Annotated in this window: 12 protein-coding genes; 9 read left to right on the top strand and 3 right to left on the bottom strand. The window is 64.7% G+C overall.

Annotated features, from left to right (window positions below; translation table 11 throughout):
- Positions 1 to 3 precede the first annotated feature (3 nt).
- Both VJ673_RS23445 and VJ673_RS23440 read right to left on the bottom strand, forming a co-directional pair.
- Positions 4 to 426 carry a DUF4399 domain-containing protein gene (locus tag VJ673_RS23445; RefSeq protein WP_324128603.1) on the bottom strand — a complete coding sequence of 141 codons (423 nt, stop codon included), beginning with the start codon at positions 424 to 426 and terminating at the stop codon, positions 4 to 6.
- A 29-nt stretch (positions 427 to 455) separates the two neighbouring features.
- Entirely contained in the window at positions 456 to 881 is a 426-nt protein-coding gene (locus VJ673_RS23440; protein ID WP_324128602.1) for a DUF4399 domain-containing protein, read from the bottom strand.
- 255 nt (positions 882 to 1,136) lie between these two features.
- On the opposite strand from VJ673_RS23440, the gene VJ673_RS24695 reads away from it, so the two are divergent.
- Positions 1,137 to 2,249, top strand: coding sequence for a formylglycine-generating enzyme family protein (locus VJ673_RS24695; RefSeq protein WP_324128601.1), 1,113 nt, complete (start codon positions 1,137 to 1,139; stop codon positions 2,247 to 2,249).
- A gap of 16 nt (positions 2,250 to 2,265) precedes the next feature.
- Here VJ673_RS24695 and VJ673_RS23430 read toward each other — a convergent pair whose 3' ends face one another.
- Positions 2,266 to 4,353: a serine/threonine protein kinase gene (locus VJ673_RS23430; RefSeq protein WP_324128600.1), complete on the bottom strand. Its 2,088-nt coding sequence runs from the start codon at positions 4,351 to 4,353 to the stop codon at positions 2,266 to 2,268.
- Between the two features lie 388 nt (positions 4,354 to 4,741).
- On the opposite strand from VJ673_RS23430, the gene VJ673_RS23425 reads away from it, so the two are divergent.
- The 8 genes from VJ673_RS23425 to VJ673_RS23390 all read left to right on the top strand — a co-directional run bounded on the left by VJ673_RS23425 (position 4,742) and on the right by VJ673_RS23390 (position 13,901).
- Positions 4,742 to 5,032 (top strand): hypothetical protein, encoded by a 291-nt coding sequence (locus VJ673_RS23425; RefSeq protein ID WP_324128599.1) that lies wholly within the window; start codon positions 4,742 to 4,744, stop codon positions 5,030 to 5,032.
- Positions 5,033 to 5,068: 36 nt separating this feature from the next.
- Positions 5,069 to 5,353 carry a hypothetical protein gene (locus tag VJ673_RS23420; protein ID WP_324128598.1) on the top strand — a complete coding sequence of 95 codons (285 nt, stop codon included), beginning with the start codon at positions 5,069 to 5,071 and terminating at the stop codon, positions 5,351 to 5,353.
- 37 nt (positions 5,354 to 5,390) lie between these two features.
- Positions 5,391 to 5,675, top strand: a complete 285-nt coding sequence (locus VJ673_RS23415; protein ID WP_324128597.1) for a hypothetical protein — start codon at positions 5,391 to 5,393, stop codon at positions 5,673 to 5,675.
- A gap of 137 nt (positions 5,676 to 5,812) precedes the next feature.
- Positions 5,813 to 7,738 carry an HD domain-containing phosphohydrolase gene (locus tag VJ673_RS23410; protein WP_324128596.1) on the top strand — a complete coding sequence of 642 codons (1,926 nt, stop codon included), beginning with the start codon at positions 5,813 to 5,815 and terminating at the stop codon, positions 7,736 to 7,738.
- Between the two features lie 26 nt (positions 7,739 to 7,764).
- Positions 7,765 to 9,204 (top strand): efflux transporter outer membrane subunit, encoded by a 1,440-nt coding sequence (locus VJ673_RS23405; RefSeq protein ID WP_324128595.1) that lies wholly within the window; start codon positions 7,765 to 7,767, stop codon positions 9,202 to 9,204.
- Between the two features lie 76 nt (positions 9,205 to 9,280).
- Complete coding sequence (locus VJ673_RS23400; RefSeq protein ID WP_324128594.1) at positions 9,281 to 11,767, top strand: FHA domain-containing protein; 2,487 nt, start codon at positions 9,281 to 9,283, stop codon at positions 11,765 to 11,767.
- Entirely contained in the window at positions 11,745 to 13,118 is a 1,374-nt protein-coding gene (locus tag VJ673_RS23395) for a beta-barrel domain-containing protein (protein ID WP_324128593.1), read from the top strand. Before VJ673_RS23400 ends, VJ673_RS23395 begins: the two co-directional genes overlap by 23 nt.
- 30 nt (positions 13,119 to 13,148) lie before the next feature.
- Positions 13,149 to 13,901 (top strand): peptidylprolyl isomerase, encoded by a 753-nt coding sequence (locus VJ673_RS23390; protein ID WP_324128592.1) that lies wholly within the window; start codon positions 13,149 to 13,151, stop codon positions 13,899 to 13,901.
- The last annotated feature ends 2 nt before the right edge of the window (positions 13,902 to 13,903 follow it).

Genomic DNA, 13,903 nt, shown 5'->3' with positions numbered 1-13,903 from the left:
CCATCACCTCACGGTGATGGTGATTTTCCGCGACTTGACGGGCGGGTTGTGGGGGACGTGCTTGTCGTCGCCCATCAAGAGTTGCAGCGTGTGTTTGCCGGGCGGCAGTTCGATCGTCGTTTCCGTTTCGCCGGCGCCGAAGTGCAGGTGGTTGCGGTCGGAGGGGATCTCGGCGTCCATCGAGGGCAGCTCGGTATCGATCAGCAGGTGGTGATGGCCGGTATTCGGGAATTCGACGCCTTTCGGCGCGACCCCCATATTGCGCAGTCCGAACCAGACCTTGAAGGGCTTGCCTGCGGGCATCACTTGGCCGTCCACGGGCCAGCCGATGTAGAGGTAGGCGTTTGCCGGGGCCGGCGTGCTGCCGGCATCGGCATGAGCGGTAAACAGCAAGGCCCAGATGGCGACGGCGAGTGGCTTGAACATGATCTGCTCCCGGTGTCTTTCGGCGTGGGTCAACGCACGGTGATCGAAATCTGCTTCGAATACACGGGGGGATCGTGCGGCACGTGCTTGTGGTCGCCCAGCAGCATTTGCAGCGTATGTTTGCCCGGCGGGAGTTCGATGCGGGCCTCGGTCTCGCCGGCGCCGAAGTGCAGATGGTTCCGGTCGGAGGGAATCTCGGCGTCCATCGGCGGCAAGGGGGTATCGATCAGCAGGTGATGGTGGCCGACGTTAGGCTTCTCGACCCCCTTCGGACAGACGCCCATGTTGCGCAGCCCCATCCGCACCCACAGCTTGCCTCCGGCGACGACTGCTCCGTCGGGCGGCCAGATGATATAGGCCTCGGCATTGGCCGGCGACGGCGTTCCCGCAGCGAATGCGGGTGCGGTGCTCAGGATCGCCGCGGCCAGGGCGGCAAGCTTGATTCCCCTCGTCATGGTGTCCCTCCTTGGCCGATGCGCCGGGTCGGCTACGAATCCAGATTAGGACGGAACTTGCGGGAAAGATACATATAATGAACTCAGATATGGCGGTCCCTTGGCGTCCCGACGTCCCATGAAGAACGATGCCGCCTGTGCCCATGTCTTACTCCGCGCGGCGGCCGATGGAAGGGAACCGAAGGACATCTGCGCCGCCAAAGATTTTCGTGTTCGCGACAGCCTGCTCAACTGCCAAGCATAAGGGGGCCGAACGTGTGGCGAAAACTGCTCATCATCGGAGTGTTGGGGGCCTTTGCCGGTACCGTCGTCGAGGCGGGGATCCTGCCGAAGGACACGGCCGAGCAATACGAGCTCACGTTCTGGGACTCGGTCAAGGACAGCGAGCACGTCGGCGACTATGAGGCCTATCTGAAGGCCTATCCCAACGGCCGCTTCGCCACGCTTGCGCGAGCACGCATCGAACGGTTGCGCGCGGCGGCGAAGCAGGGCGAGACCGCGCCCGCTCCGGCAGAGAAACCCCGTTCTGCGCCGGTCACTCCGCCCGCCGTCGAGAAACCGCGCCCGGCGCCGACACCGCCGCCGGCGCCGGAGAAGCCCCGTCCGGCTTCCCCGGCACCGGCTGCCGCCGGGGCGGCTGGCGCTGCGGCCCTGGGCGAAAGCAAGGACTGCCCGACCTGTCCCGTCATGGTTTCGCTGCCCAAGGGCGAGTTCGTGATGGGAAGCAACTCCGACGACCCGAGCGAGCGGCCCGCGCATCCGGTGTCCATCCCGCATCCGTTCGCAATCGGGAAGTTCGAGGTGACGAACGAGCAGTGGGCGGCCTGCGTGGAGGCGAGCGCCTGCCCGAAATTGGGGGGCGAGGCGAACGCCGCGAAGAACGCACCGGTGCGCGACGTGAGCTGGGACGACGCTCAGCAGTACGTCAAATGGTTGAGCAAGACGAGCGGCAAGCCCTATCGGCTCCCGACGGAGGCGGAGTGGGAGTTCGCGGTTCGCGGCGGCACCTCGACGCGCTACTGGTGGGGCAGCCAGATGAAGACCGGCAATGCGAACTGCAAGGACTGCGGCGACCCTTCGCGTCCCGAAGCGCCTGCGCCGGTCGGCTCCTTCGCCGCCAACCCTTACGGCCTGCATGACATGAACGGCAGCGTGTGGGAGTGGGTGAGCGACTGCTGGCACAACTCGTTCAAGGGGGCGCCCGCGGATGGTCGATCATGGAACGAGAACGATTGCCGCGTGCGCGTGATCCGCGGCGGGTCGTGGCGCGACGGCGCCGATTACATGACGTCGTCGACGCGCTTCAAGTACGACGCGAGCGTACGCCATTCGCAAAACGGCTTTCGCGTCGCGCGCGACATGAAGTAGGCCACCTGACCGCGCTTCAACGCCCGCGCGGCTTGGTCGTGATCTGGACGAAATCGGCCGCGATGTGATCCTGGCCGTACTTTGCGGCGATGTCCCGCAGCCGCTGATCGACCGCGCGCAGGTAGTCCGGTCTGGATTCGGACTCCGGCCGCAGCGCGTCGAAGAGCGGCACCGGGGTGATCAGCAGCACGATCATCTCGTTGCCGAAGGGCTTCGAGATCGTCCAACCGGCCAGTGTGCCGAGAGTCGCGGTGTAGTTCGGCGGTGCCTGGTTGGCTGTCGATCTGCGGCTCGGCACGAGGTGGACGACGCTGCCGTCGAGCACGTGATAATCCACATTGACGTAGGACTCATAGCCGGGCGTCGTGATGTCCGCGATCAGGGAATCGCCCTCCGTCAATACGCCGCCGGTAGCATGCATGCGGATGGACGCGAGGCGGCCGCTTTGGCGGTTGCGGACCCAGTAGGGGGCGAGGGCTTCGATGACGCCGCACTTGTCGTCGGAGACTTCCTGCAACTCGGCGTTCAGCGTCGTGACGCCCGGAATCGCGCTCAAATCCTTCTTCAGGCGCGCGGCGCCGACGCGTTCGGGAAGGAAGCCCTGGACCTGCAGCGTGTGTTCGCTGACCGATGCGGAGAGTGCCGAGCAGGGCACCTGCGCGAGCACCGGCGTCACCGCCGACAGTGAAAGCGTCGGGACCGGTGGCGGTGCGGTCGGTGCGGGCGCGGGTGTGGGTGTGGGTGTGGGTGCCGTGGCGGTCGGCGCGGGGCGCTCTTCCTTCGGTGTGCCCGCGGCTGGCGCTGTTGCCGGCTTCTCCGGTGTTGCCGGACTGACCGGGCTCTCCGGCGATTCCCGGAGGTAGGCGAACAGCGCCGCTGCGAGCGCAATCGTCGCGAGGCTGGCCATGCCCATCGCCACGGGCATTCCCATGCTGCGCTCGCCCCGCATGCCGCGGAGAAACTCCGTGACGGTCGGGGTGCGCGCCTCGCGGTCGAATGACAAGCCGCTCCGCAAGGTGCGCCACTGCGCCGAGGGCAGGTTCTTCGGGCGTTGTGGCTTGAGGCCGGCGTCGCGGGCCTGGGTTGCCGGAACGCGGCCGAAGGGGTGCGTGCCGGTCAGCAGTTCGTAGGTGATGCAGGCGAGCGCATAGATGTCGTCGCGCGGGTCCGGCTCGCGATGCTCAAGGATCTCGGGGCTCGCGTACGCCGGCGTCAGGCCGCCGAGACTACCGGCATCGAAGACGGTGGCTTCGGTTTCTTCCTCTGATTTGCGGAAGACGCGCGCGATGCCGAAGTCGATGATCTTCACCTGTCCGCTGTCGGTCAGGAAGACGTTCGCGGGCTTGAAGTCGCAATGCACGAAGCCGCGCTCATGCGCGTAGGCCAGCGCGTTGGCCATGCCCGTGATGATCTTGAGCGCGTCCGGGTAGCGCAAGCCCTTGAAGTCCTGCGAGTGCAGCAGACGGCTCAGCGGCTTGCCGGACAGGTATTCCATCGTCAGGTAGACCATCGAGTCGTCGCGGTCGAAGTCGTACACGGTGACGATATTCGGATGCGCCAGGGTCTGCGCTTTCTTCGCTTCGCGCTGCAGGGCGATCAGCGATTTGGGATGTCCGCGGAACTGGACGTTCAGGATCTTGATCGCGATGTAGGGGTTGCGGTCCGAGGCTTCCAGCTTGCGCAGATCCAGCGCCTTATACACGGTGCCCATGCCGCCGAAGCCGACACATTCCTCGAGCCGGAAGCGGCCCTTGATCGTTTCGCCGACGCCTTTGAGTCGGTCCGGATCGGAATCCGGCAAGGTGTGGCGTGAGTCGCTCTCGGCGGCCGGGCGGGGCGCGGGTGTGACGAGCATCCGCGTCTGGTCGACGTTGGGGGGCGGGGCGGCCGCTTGCGGTTCGGCGAGGTTCTCGATGCGTCGATGCACCTCGGCGTAGACGTCCGGCGGCAGCGGGAACTTGGTGTGTTCTTCGCTGAGGACGTCGAGCAGCTGCGTGTAGTCCGTCTTCTCGGAAGCCAACGCACGGTCGACCTGCGCGAAGAACTCGTTGTGCGAGAGTCCCCCGGCGTGAAAGGCGTGAATCGCGTGCGAAAGACCAGCCATGCGCTTTCCCTCGGTTGGCGTGGAACCACCGCGCGGCAATGCCGAATCGGTGCTTCCTAGAAAAATATAGCCCATATCGATGCGCTTGGTACGGTGTGGCGTGCCCTGGAGCGTTGGTCGGCGCGGGTGCGGGGCTGAGTGTTGCTCAGAGCCAGACAGATCTTCGGGAGTCTGTTGGGTGCTGCCAATCACTAACCGAGCTCTGTGCGGTCAGTGTGAGGGTTCGATTTCGGATTGATTCTTTGAAAAAGACGTGTTTTCAACATGTTAGATATGTTTTGTGCGCCATGGACAAAGGCTGGCACGGTCTCTGCGATAGATGTCTCGAGCGCGGCGAAAGTGCTCTAAGCAAATCCCAAATCAGTGAATCACCCCAAGGAGAAGTGCCATGGAAACCCTGAAGATCAATGACCTGCCGATGACCGAAGAACTGGACCGCAAGGCGATGGGCGAGGTGCGCGGTGGAACGCTCGGCATCTACCCGCTGTACCCGTGGTACGGCTACGCCGACCTGTCCAGCAAGGACTCCTCGTTCAACGCCGCGCAGTTGATCAACCAGGGCCAAAGCGTCGTGACCAACGTCGGCAACAACGTCGCGGTGCTCGGTGGCTTCGCCTCCCCGTCGGTGCCGGTGACTGCAACGCAGAACGCCAGCATCGCCAACAACGTGAATTTCTGATCGACCGATCCCCAATCGAGACTCAAGGAGAAAGCCATGACGACCCTGATGATCACTGACCTGCCGAAGACCGAAGAACTGAGCGCCAAGAGCATGGGCGCGGTACGCGGCGGGATGATGTACTTCCCGTACTACTGGGGCAGCTACACCGACGGCTCGGTGAAGAACGAGTCCTTCAACGCCCTGCAACAGATCAACCAGGGGCAGAACGTCGTGACGAACGTCGGCAACAACGTCGCGGTGCTCGGCGGCTTCGCCTCCCCGTCGGTACCGGTGACTGCGACGCAGAACGCCAGCATCGCCAACAACGTGAATTTCTGATCGACCGATTCCCAATCGAGACCCAAGGAGAACTGCCATGACGACCCTGATGATCGCCGACCTGCCGAAGACCGAAGAACTGAGCGCCAAGAGCATGGGCGCGGTACGCGGCGGGATGATGTACTTCCCGTACTACTGGGGCAGCTACACCGACGCCTCGGTGAAGAATGAGTCCTTCAACGCCCTGCAGCAGATCAACCAGGGGCAGACCGTCGGCACCAACGTTGGCAACAATGTCGCGGTACTGGGTGGCTTCGCCAACCCTTCGGTCCCCGTGACCGCGACGCAGAATGGCACGATCAGCAACGACGTGCATTTCTGATGACGCCTCGCCTGCAGCGGAGGCCCCGAGCCTCCGCCGCAGCGCAGGCGGTCCCGAACCGGAACCGGCCCCCTCGCCCAATGTCGAAGTTCAATGGAATTTTCTGTCCGCGCCCGGCACGCGCGGGGGGAGGGGGAATGCAAGACACCAGGATCGTTCCCGAGTCCGCGAATCCAGTGATGGCTTACCTGGAAGTGACCGACGCGGGCACCGTCTTCCCCCTTCATGACGAGGTGGTCATCGGCCGGGATCCGCAGGACTCGCTGGCTTCGGATCGCTTCCTGTGCATCCCCGAGCATACCGTCAGTCGGCGCCATGCCCGCATCCGCCTGCGCGGCGGAGCGTATTTCGTCGAGGACCTGCATTCGTTCAACGGCACTTTCGTGCTCGGCAAGCGCCTGCAGCCCGGGGCTTGGCATCCGCTGCATGACGGTGACGAACTGGCCGTCTCCTCGGCCCAGATCGTGTTCCATTCGTTGCTCGCACCAACCCCAGCAAGCCAGCCGAGCGTGATCCAGCAGCGGGTGGATGCGACCTTGTACGCGAATTCCCAGTGGATGTCGCCCGACACCGCGAGTGTCGATGCCGAGGCGACGATCCGCAAACTGCACGCGATGGCGCAGGTCGGCATTGCAGTGGGCGCCGTGAAGAATTCCGAGACGCTGATCGAGAAGATCATGAACCTGATCTTCGAACTCTTTCCGCTGGCCGAGCGCGCCGTCATCCTGCTGCGCAAGGCGCGCGGCGAGGAGCCGGTCCAGGTAGCGGCGCGGCGGCGCGATGGGCGCATCGAGAGCGGTGCGCGGATGAGGACGTCGCGCACGATCGTCAATGAAGTGCTGGAGAAGAAGCAGTCGATCCTGTCGGTCGACACGCTCGCCGATCGGCACTTCGGGTCGCAGGAGTCGATCGTCGATCAGGCGATCCGCAGCGTGATGTGCGTGCCGCTGCTGCTGGAAGGCGAAGTGCTGGGCCTGGTCCAGGTCGATACCTCGTCCGACCCGTATGCCTTCAAGGGCGACGATCTTGAGATGCTCACGGGCGTGTGCGCCGAGATGGCGGTGGCGCTGAAGAACTTCCAGCTGTATTCGGATATCGAGCGACTGCTGGAAGGCTTCGTGTGCGCATCGGTGCAGGCGATCGAGGAGCGCGATCCGGCGACGGCCGGCCACTCCTTCCGCGTCGCACACTATGCAGAGGGGCTTTCGCGGGCGGTGGACCGGGCCGACGGGCCCGAGCTGCGTCACATCGTCTTCACGAACGACCAGCTGCGCGAGATCCGTTACGCGGCGCTGCTGCATGACTTTGGCAAGGTCGGGGTGCGCGAGCATGTGCTGCGCAAGGAAAAGAAGCTCCACCACGCCGACATGCGCCTGCTGGAGCAGCGCTTCAAGTATGCGTGTGCCTGCCTGGAGCGGGAGGCGTATCGGCAACTCGTCGAGCGGCAGTGCGAACACGACCTCGGCACGGCGGCGTTTCGCGAGGAAAAGCAGCGCATCGAGGCCGCATTGCAGGCGGAATTCGCGCGTCTCGACGGCTTCCTCGGCGCCATTCGTCATGCCAACGAGCCCGCGATTTCTTACACCGCCGCTTCTCACGAGCTCGATGCGATTCTCGACTATACCTACAGGGACAGGAATGGCGCCGTAGCTCCCTTGCTGGAAGCGCACGAGCACTTGGCGCTGGGCGTATCGAAGGGCTGTCTGACGGCCGAAGAACGCAAGCAGATCGAATCGCACGTCGCGGACACGTATTCCTTCCTCATCCTGATTCCGTGGACGCAGGACTTGGCCGGCGTTCCGGCGATCGCGCACGGGCATCACGAGAAGCTGGATGGGTCGGGTTATCCGATGGGCTTGAGCGGCGCGCAGATCGGCATGCAGACACGGATCCTGACGATCTGCGACATCTACGACGCACTGACGGCGGGCGACCGCCCGTACAAGAAGGCGCTGCCGGTGGAGCAGGCGCTGGAGTTGCTGGACGCGGAAAGCCGGGCCGGACATATCGATTCCCGGGTGTTTCGCGTGTTCGTCGAATCGAAGGTATGGGCCGCGGCCTAGGCCGTGCTCGCCGAAGAGAGAAAGTGATGAAACCGATCGAGCCGTCCGTATCGTGTGTCGAACGCGTGCCGTCTTCCGCGTTCGCGCGTGCGTTGGCGGTCGGGGTGGGGGTGCTGCTTCTCGGCGGCTGCGCCGATGTGCATCTGACTGAATACGAGCGTCCCGAGGCGCCGGCGAAGGCGTCGTGGTCGCGGCCGGCGGTGTCGGCCGCCGAGACGATCGCGCCGGACTGGTGGCGGGGCTTCGGCGATCCCTACCTGGACCAGCTCGTCGCCAAGGCGATTGCCGGGAACTTCGACGTCAAGGTGCTTGCCGCGCGCATCCAGGTCGCTGGCGCGCAGATCGGCGAAGCGCGTGCCGGAGCGCTGCCGACGGCGGATCTCGGCGCGGGGGCGAGCTTCGAGAAGAGCACGGGACAGAAGCTCACGCGGCAGTACAACCTCGGGACCCAGGTCAATTGGGATATCGATATCTGGGGCAAGGTCGAGAAGGGCGTACAGGCGCAGACGGCCGAGTACCACGCGACCGAAGCCGACTGGCGGGCCGGTTACCTGAAGCTCGTGTCCGACGTATCCACGACCTACTTCCAGATCCTGCAACTCGATGAGCAGATCGAGCAGCAGCAGCGCGCGCTCGCTAAGAACAAGGACATCCTCGCGACCTACGAGGCGATGTTCAAGAATGGGCTGGTGCCCAACACGCAGGTGCTGCGCCAGCGTGCGGAGATCAACAAGCTGAATCACGACCTGCTCGAGCAGCGCCGCTCGCGCGATATCGCAGGCAATGCCTTGTCGACGCTGGTCGGTGTGCCGGCGGGCGAGTTCACGGTGCCGGTCGGGCGACTGCAGGACCGCGTCCAGTTGCCGCCGGTGCCTGCGGGCTTGCCCTCGGCGCTGCTGGAGCGCAGGCCCGACATCGTCGCCGCCGAATTTCGCGTCCTCGAAGCGCACGACCTCGTCGGCCAGGCCAAGCTCGCGCAGCTGCCGACGATCAGCCTCACCGGGCGGGGCGGCACTTCGAGCTTCGCACTCGGCGATCTGTTGAAGTCCTTCACGTTCGGCTTCCTGCCGAGCATCAACATTCCGCTGCTCGACCCGAGTGTCAAAGCGCACGTGAAGACCAGCGAGGCGCAGATCAAGGTGGCGGAGCATGACTACCAGCGTGTCGTGATCGGTGCCTTCGAGGAGGTCGAGAATGCGCTCGTGAATCTGGACGCTCACAAGCAGCAGCGCACGGAATTGCAGCAGCAGATCGAACAGTTGAAGGTCGTGTCGGCGCAGACGCAGGCGCAGTTGAAGGAGGGCGTGATATCGCAACTCGAAGTCTTCGAGACCGAGCGCACGCTGCTCGCGGCGCAACTCGCGCTGCTCGCGAACCATCAGCAGATCCTGTCCGACACGGTGGTTCTCTACAAGGCGCTCGGCGGCGGTTGGCCGGTGGTGGATGTCGCGAATGCGCGTAACTGAGGCACGTAACCGAGGTACGCAACCGAGGCACGCAAAACAAATAATCGAGGCGCACGCATGACGATGGTGCCGGAAGATGTCCGCTGACGAAGCCTTTTCCGCCGAGATGCAGGCCGGGGCCGAGCATGAGTTCAGTGTTCGGCTCAAGCCCAAGTCACACCCGGAACTGGGCGAAATCCTCATCGAGGAAAACCTGTTCGCGATCGGGCGCAACGAACCGCCGTTCGCGACCTACGACCGCGAGCTCGTCGCGGAGCTGTCGCGTCGTCATGCGCGCATCTTCTGGGAAGGCGGTGCGCTGTATGTCGCGGACCTGGGCAGCAAGAACGGCACGAGCGTCAACGATGTTGCCGTGCAGGACAAGCCTTGCCGGCTGTACGACCGTGACGAGCTTCGGCTGGGCGGCACGCTCGCCTATAGCGTGCGCATCACGGCGCGCAAGGCGAAGCCGCGGCGCGGCGGGACCTTGCTGAGCCTGACGCTGACGCCGCAACGGGACGATCTTGGCCTGCAGCCGATCGTCGTCGCCCACTTCCCCTTCCTGATCAGCAAGACCGACGAGCAGTTCGCACGCTACAAAGAGGCGAGCCCGCATCAGGTGAATTACCTGTCGCGGCGTCATGCGCACCTCTTCCTGAAGGGCGGGGCGCCTTTTGTCGAGGATCTGGGCAGCACCAACGGCAGCTTCGTGAACGGCACGCGGCTCGACGAGCGCGCCGTCGCGCTGCACGAGGGCGACGTCGTCGGATTTGCCGGCAGCTTCTTCGTCTATACGGTGGGCCTACAGCGCGAAGCGGAAGTCGAACCAACGCTGACGAAATTCGTGCCGCCCCCTGAACCCGAGGACGGCACCAATGGGGACCGGACGACTTTTGTCGCCGCGGCCGACTCCTTCCTCGACATCTTCTGCGTGGACCCAGCGCCGGTGCAGGACGAGATCAACGACGAAGCGGTGCCGGCCGGGGTGGAGATTCCCCATCCGGCCGAGCGTGAGCGTGGCCGCGCGGGACATCTTGCACATGAATTGCACAAGGCGTTCGCGAATGGCGAGGCCGGCATCGGAAAGCGCGCGATCCGGTGGGGGCTGGGCGGTCTGGCGCTGCTGGTCGTGGTCGCGATCGCGCTCTACCAGGTCGGCTCGACGGAACGCGAAGTCAAGGATCTGATCGCCGAGGGCGAGCATGCGGAAGCGATGAAGCTTGCGGACGATTACCTCGTGAGCCATCCGGACGACGCGGCGATGAAGACGCTCGGCACCGAGGCCTTGCTGAAGGCGAAGATGCCTGCATGGATCGAGGCCCTGAAAGCCGGCAACTTCGACGCGGCCGCGGCGGCGCTGACCGACATGAAGACGCAGGCCGGCCACAACGCCGATGCGATGGCATTGCTCGGCGAGCTGGAGTGGATCGGTGCGCTCGAGCAGTTCATCGCCACGCGAGGTGGGCCCGACGCAGCGATCCGGATCTACGAGGACGAGGGCAAGATCAAGGCGGTGCTGCAGCGCTGGAACGACGACCCGAAGGCCCATCAGCGAGCGCTCGCGCTGATCGGCGCGTATGTGCCGGCGTTCAAGGATGCGTACGCGGAGGCCCTGACGCACCTGCGCAAGCTGGAAAGCGACGAATCGGTGTATCTCGCGGCGATCGAACGCCTGAATGCCAACATCGCGACCGAGCTAGGTCAGGATAACCCGCAGGCGCTCGATGAAGTCCTGAACGACTATGCGGACAAATACCCGCGCCTCGCCGGGCTGGATCGGCTCCGCGAAGATCTGCGCCAGTACGCTGCGCTTGACAGTGCCGTCCGGACCCGCCGCCTGGGTCCGCTGGTCGGCTTGCTCGACAAGGTGAAGTTCTCGACGCCGCCTTTCCAGGAGCAGTTGGCAAAGCTCGTGGCGACGCGGCTGCCGGCGCCGGATGTCATCGCCGGATACCGGAACGCCACCAAAGCATGGCGAGACGGCAACGCGGAGCAGACCTTCGGCGCCTTGCAGCAGATTCCGAATGGTCCGTGGTCCGATTTGGTGGCGGCGCAGCTCGAACACCGGAAAGCCGTGCAGCAACAGTTCAAGGAATTGCAGGCGGCGCGTGGAGGCAAGGGGTACGAAGACAAGCTGCTCGCCTTCTACGGGATGCTCGATGCCGATGAGGATTCCTGGTTTGTGCGTGCGACCGAGGCGGATGTCCGCGCCTATCGTGATAAGGCCTTGGCGCGAGCGAATGAGTTGGGGAATCACGCGCTCGGGCTTTGGCGCCAGTATCACGCCGCGGGCGCGATCGTCGGCGAAAACCGGCTCGAATCGGGCATTTCGCCAAAGTTCCGCGCGCAGGCGCGGCTGCTGGCCGATGCGCATGCCGATATGCAGCAGGCGATGCGGATCTACAAGGTGCTCAACGCCGACATTGCCGCGCAGTGGACCAAGCTCGGGGACGAACTCGATACGGAGACGGAACTGCAGCGGCGTTCGCTGCAAGAGCTGCAGGCGGTGCTGGAGCCGGCGGTGCTCAAGGCCAAGCTGGCGCTGATCGGAGGTCGGAGCGATGAAGAACGAAAGTCACCTTAAGGCTCTGACCGACCTCCTCGCGGACCACAGTTCGGAGGGCGTGGAGATCCTGACCGCGGAGCCCGGCCGTTTCGGCCTGTGGCTGATCGTCGTGATGCTCGGCATGGTGGTGGTGGGCCTGCTGTGGTCCTTCATCGGCCGCGCGGACGTGATCGTGACGGCCAACGGCGTGCTCGCGCCCGAGTCGGAGGTGCGGCGCGTCTATGCTCCGATCGACGGGGAACTCGCCGACATCTACATGGAACCGGGGCAGCCGGTATCGAAAGGCGACGTCCTCGCGCGTCTCAATGCCCGTGGCGCGGTGGAGGCGGCGACTCATGCCCTCGAAGCGCAGCTCAAACTCGAAGACGCCGAACGGGAATGGAAGCAGTTTCCCGAACGGAAGGCGCTGCTCGAACGCAAGGCAGCGGCGCTGAAGCAGCAGATCGAAGTCGCACTGCACGTCCACGAGAAGCGCATCGCCGAAGGGACGAGCAAGGTGGCCGAAGGGCAGCGGGCGCAAGTCCAGCAGGTGCGCAGCGAACTCGACAGCGCAAAGCGGGCCCGAGATGCGGCGAAGCTCGAACTGGACAAGTTCGAACGCCTTTTCGCGCTGCCCGGCGGGGGCGGGGTGTCGGAGCTACAGGTCGAATCGAAGCGGACCGCCTATTTGACGGCGGAAAACAGCTTCCGCGCGGCGCAGTCCAAGCTCGGCGAGCTGGACGTGCGGCTGAGCCAGGAAATGTCGAAGACGACCGCCGAGCTCGAAGGCAGCGACCAGGAGCTGACCCGGCTGCGTCTGCAATACGACGCGGCCTCGCGCGACGTCACGAACGAGGAGGACAAGGTGCGCCTGCAACTGCAGACCGCGCGCCTCGCGGCTAACGCGGCGGAACGCATCCGCTTCGAGAACATCGACAAGGACAACTTCCTGCTGATCCTCGCGCCGGTGGCGGGTGTCATCACCGACGTCAGCACGACGCAGCCCGGCGACAAGGTGCAGTCGAACGCACCGCTCGGGGGGATCGCGCCGAAGGACGCGCGCGTCGTGCTTAAGATGGAAATCGCCGAGCGCGACCGGGCCTTCCTCCGTGAAGGGTTGCCGGTGAAACTGAAGTTCAGCGCCTTTCCGTACCAGCGCTACGGGCTGATCAACGGCACGCTCGAATACATCTCGCCCGCAACCTCGCCCTCGGGCAAGACGAAGGAGCCGGTCTACGAGGGCCATGTCACGCTGGAACGCGACAACTACCAGGTCGGCGACGCGCAATACCCCGTGCGCTACGGCATGACGGCGACGGCCGAGATTGTCGTGCGCGAGCGCCGCGTGATCGACCTCGCGCTCGATCCGTTCCGCCAGATCAGCGGCTGAAACCCAAGGCATACGACAAGGAGCACAGACATGACCGCGATCGTGCGAATCGACGATGAAAACATCGGCACCGAGGAGTTCATCCGCATCCTGAAGCTCACGGGACGCTTCGAGGGGCTCGTCGACGAGATCGTCCGCGACAAGCTCGCCGTCCATGCCGCGAAGAAGCAGGGCGTCCAGCTCGCCGCCGAGGATATCCAGGAGCGCGCCGACCAGTTCAGACGCGTGCTGGGCCTGCATCGCGCGGCCGACATGAACCGCTATCTCGATGCGATGGGGGTCACGCTCGACGAGTTCGAGACCTTCATCGTCGATGGGCTGTACCAGGAGAAGATGATGCAGCGGGTGTGCAGCGACCGCGCCGTCGAGGAGTACTTCCAGCTCAATTCGCCGCGTTTCGACAGCATCGAGGTCAGCCACATCGTGCTGGAGAACGAGGGGCAGGCGAAGGAGATGATGTCGCTGCTGGAGGATGACCCGGACAGCTTTGGGGACCTTGCGCACGAGCACTCGATCGCCGACACGCGGGAGCAGGGCGGTTTCATCGGGACGGTGCTGCGCGGCTCACTCAAGACCGAGATCGAGGCCAAGGTGTTCAATGCCTCCGAGGGCGACCTGCTCGGGCCTTTCGCCGCGCCGGACAAGTCCTTCTATGAGATCTTCCTCGTCAATGCGAAGAAGCCGGCACGGCTCGACGAGGACACCGCAGCCGAGATCCGGCGCCTGCTGCGCGAGGCCTGGATCGCTGCGCGGGCGCAGGAACACATCGTCGAAGTGCGCTGAGC

It is taken from the genome of Aromatoleum sp. (genome assembly GCF_035254505.1).
Classification (GTDB): domain Bacteria; phylum Pseudomonadota; class Gammaproteobacteria; order Burkholderiales; family Rhodocyclaceae; genus Aromatoleum.
This window is presented reverse-complemented; position numbering and strand designations above follow the sequence as displayed.

Excerpts from the sequence above, each read along its gene's own strand:
- VJ673_RS23445 (WP_324128603.1), bottom strand. The coding sequence starts at position 426 with ATGTTCAAGCCACTCGCCGTCGCCATCTGGGCCTTGCTGTTTACCGCT.
- VJ673_RS23440 (WP_324128602.1), bottom strand. The coding sequence starts at position 881 with ATGACGAGGGGAATCAAGCTTGCCGCCCTGGCCGCGGCGATCCTGAGC.
- VJ673_RS23430 (WP_324128600.1), bottom strand. The coding sequence starts at position 4,353 with ATGGCTGGTCTTTCGCACGCGATTCACGCCTTTCACGCCGGGGGACTC.
- VJ673_RS23425 (WP_324128599.1), top strand. The coding sequence starts at position 4,742 with ATGGAAACCCTGAAGATCAATGACCTGCCGATGACCGAAGAACTGGAC.
- VJ673_RS23420 (WP_324128598.1), top strand. The coding sequence starts at position 5,069 with ATGACGACCCTGATGATCACTGACCTGCCGAAGACCGAAGAACTGAGC.
- VJ673_RS23415 (WP_324128597.1), top strand. The coding sequence starts at position 5,391 with ATGACGACCCTGATGATCGCCGACCTGCCGAAGACCGAAGAACTGAGC.
- VJ673_RS23410 (WP_324128596.1), top strand. The coding sequence starts at position 5,813 with ATGCAAGACACCAGGATCGTTCCCGAGTCCGCGAATCCAGTGATGGCT.
- VJ673_RS23405 (WP_324128595.1), top strand. The coding sequence starts at position 7,765 with ATGAAACCGATCGAGCCGTCCGTATCGTGTGTCGAACGCGTGCCGTCT.
- VJ673_RS23400 (WP_324128594.1), top strand. The coding sequence starts at position 9,281 with ATGTCCGCTGACGAAGCCTTTTCCGCCGAGATGCAGGCCGGGGCCGAG.
- VJ673_RS23395 (WP_324128593.1), top strand. The coding sequence starts at position 11,745 with ATGAAGAACGAAAGTCACCTTAAGGCTCTGACCGACCTCCTCGCGGAC.
- VJ673_RS23390 (WP_324128592.1), top strand. The coding sequence starts at position 13,149 with ATGACCGCGATCGTGCGAATCGACGATGAAAACATCGGCACCGAGGAG.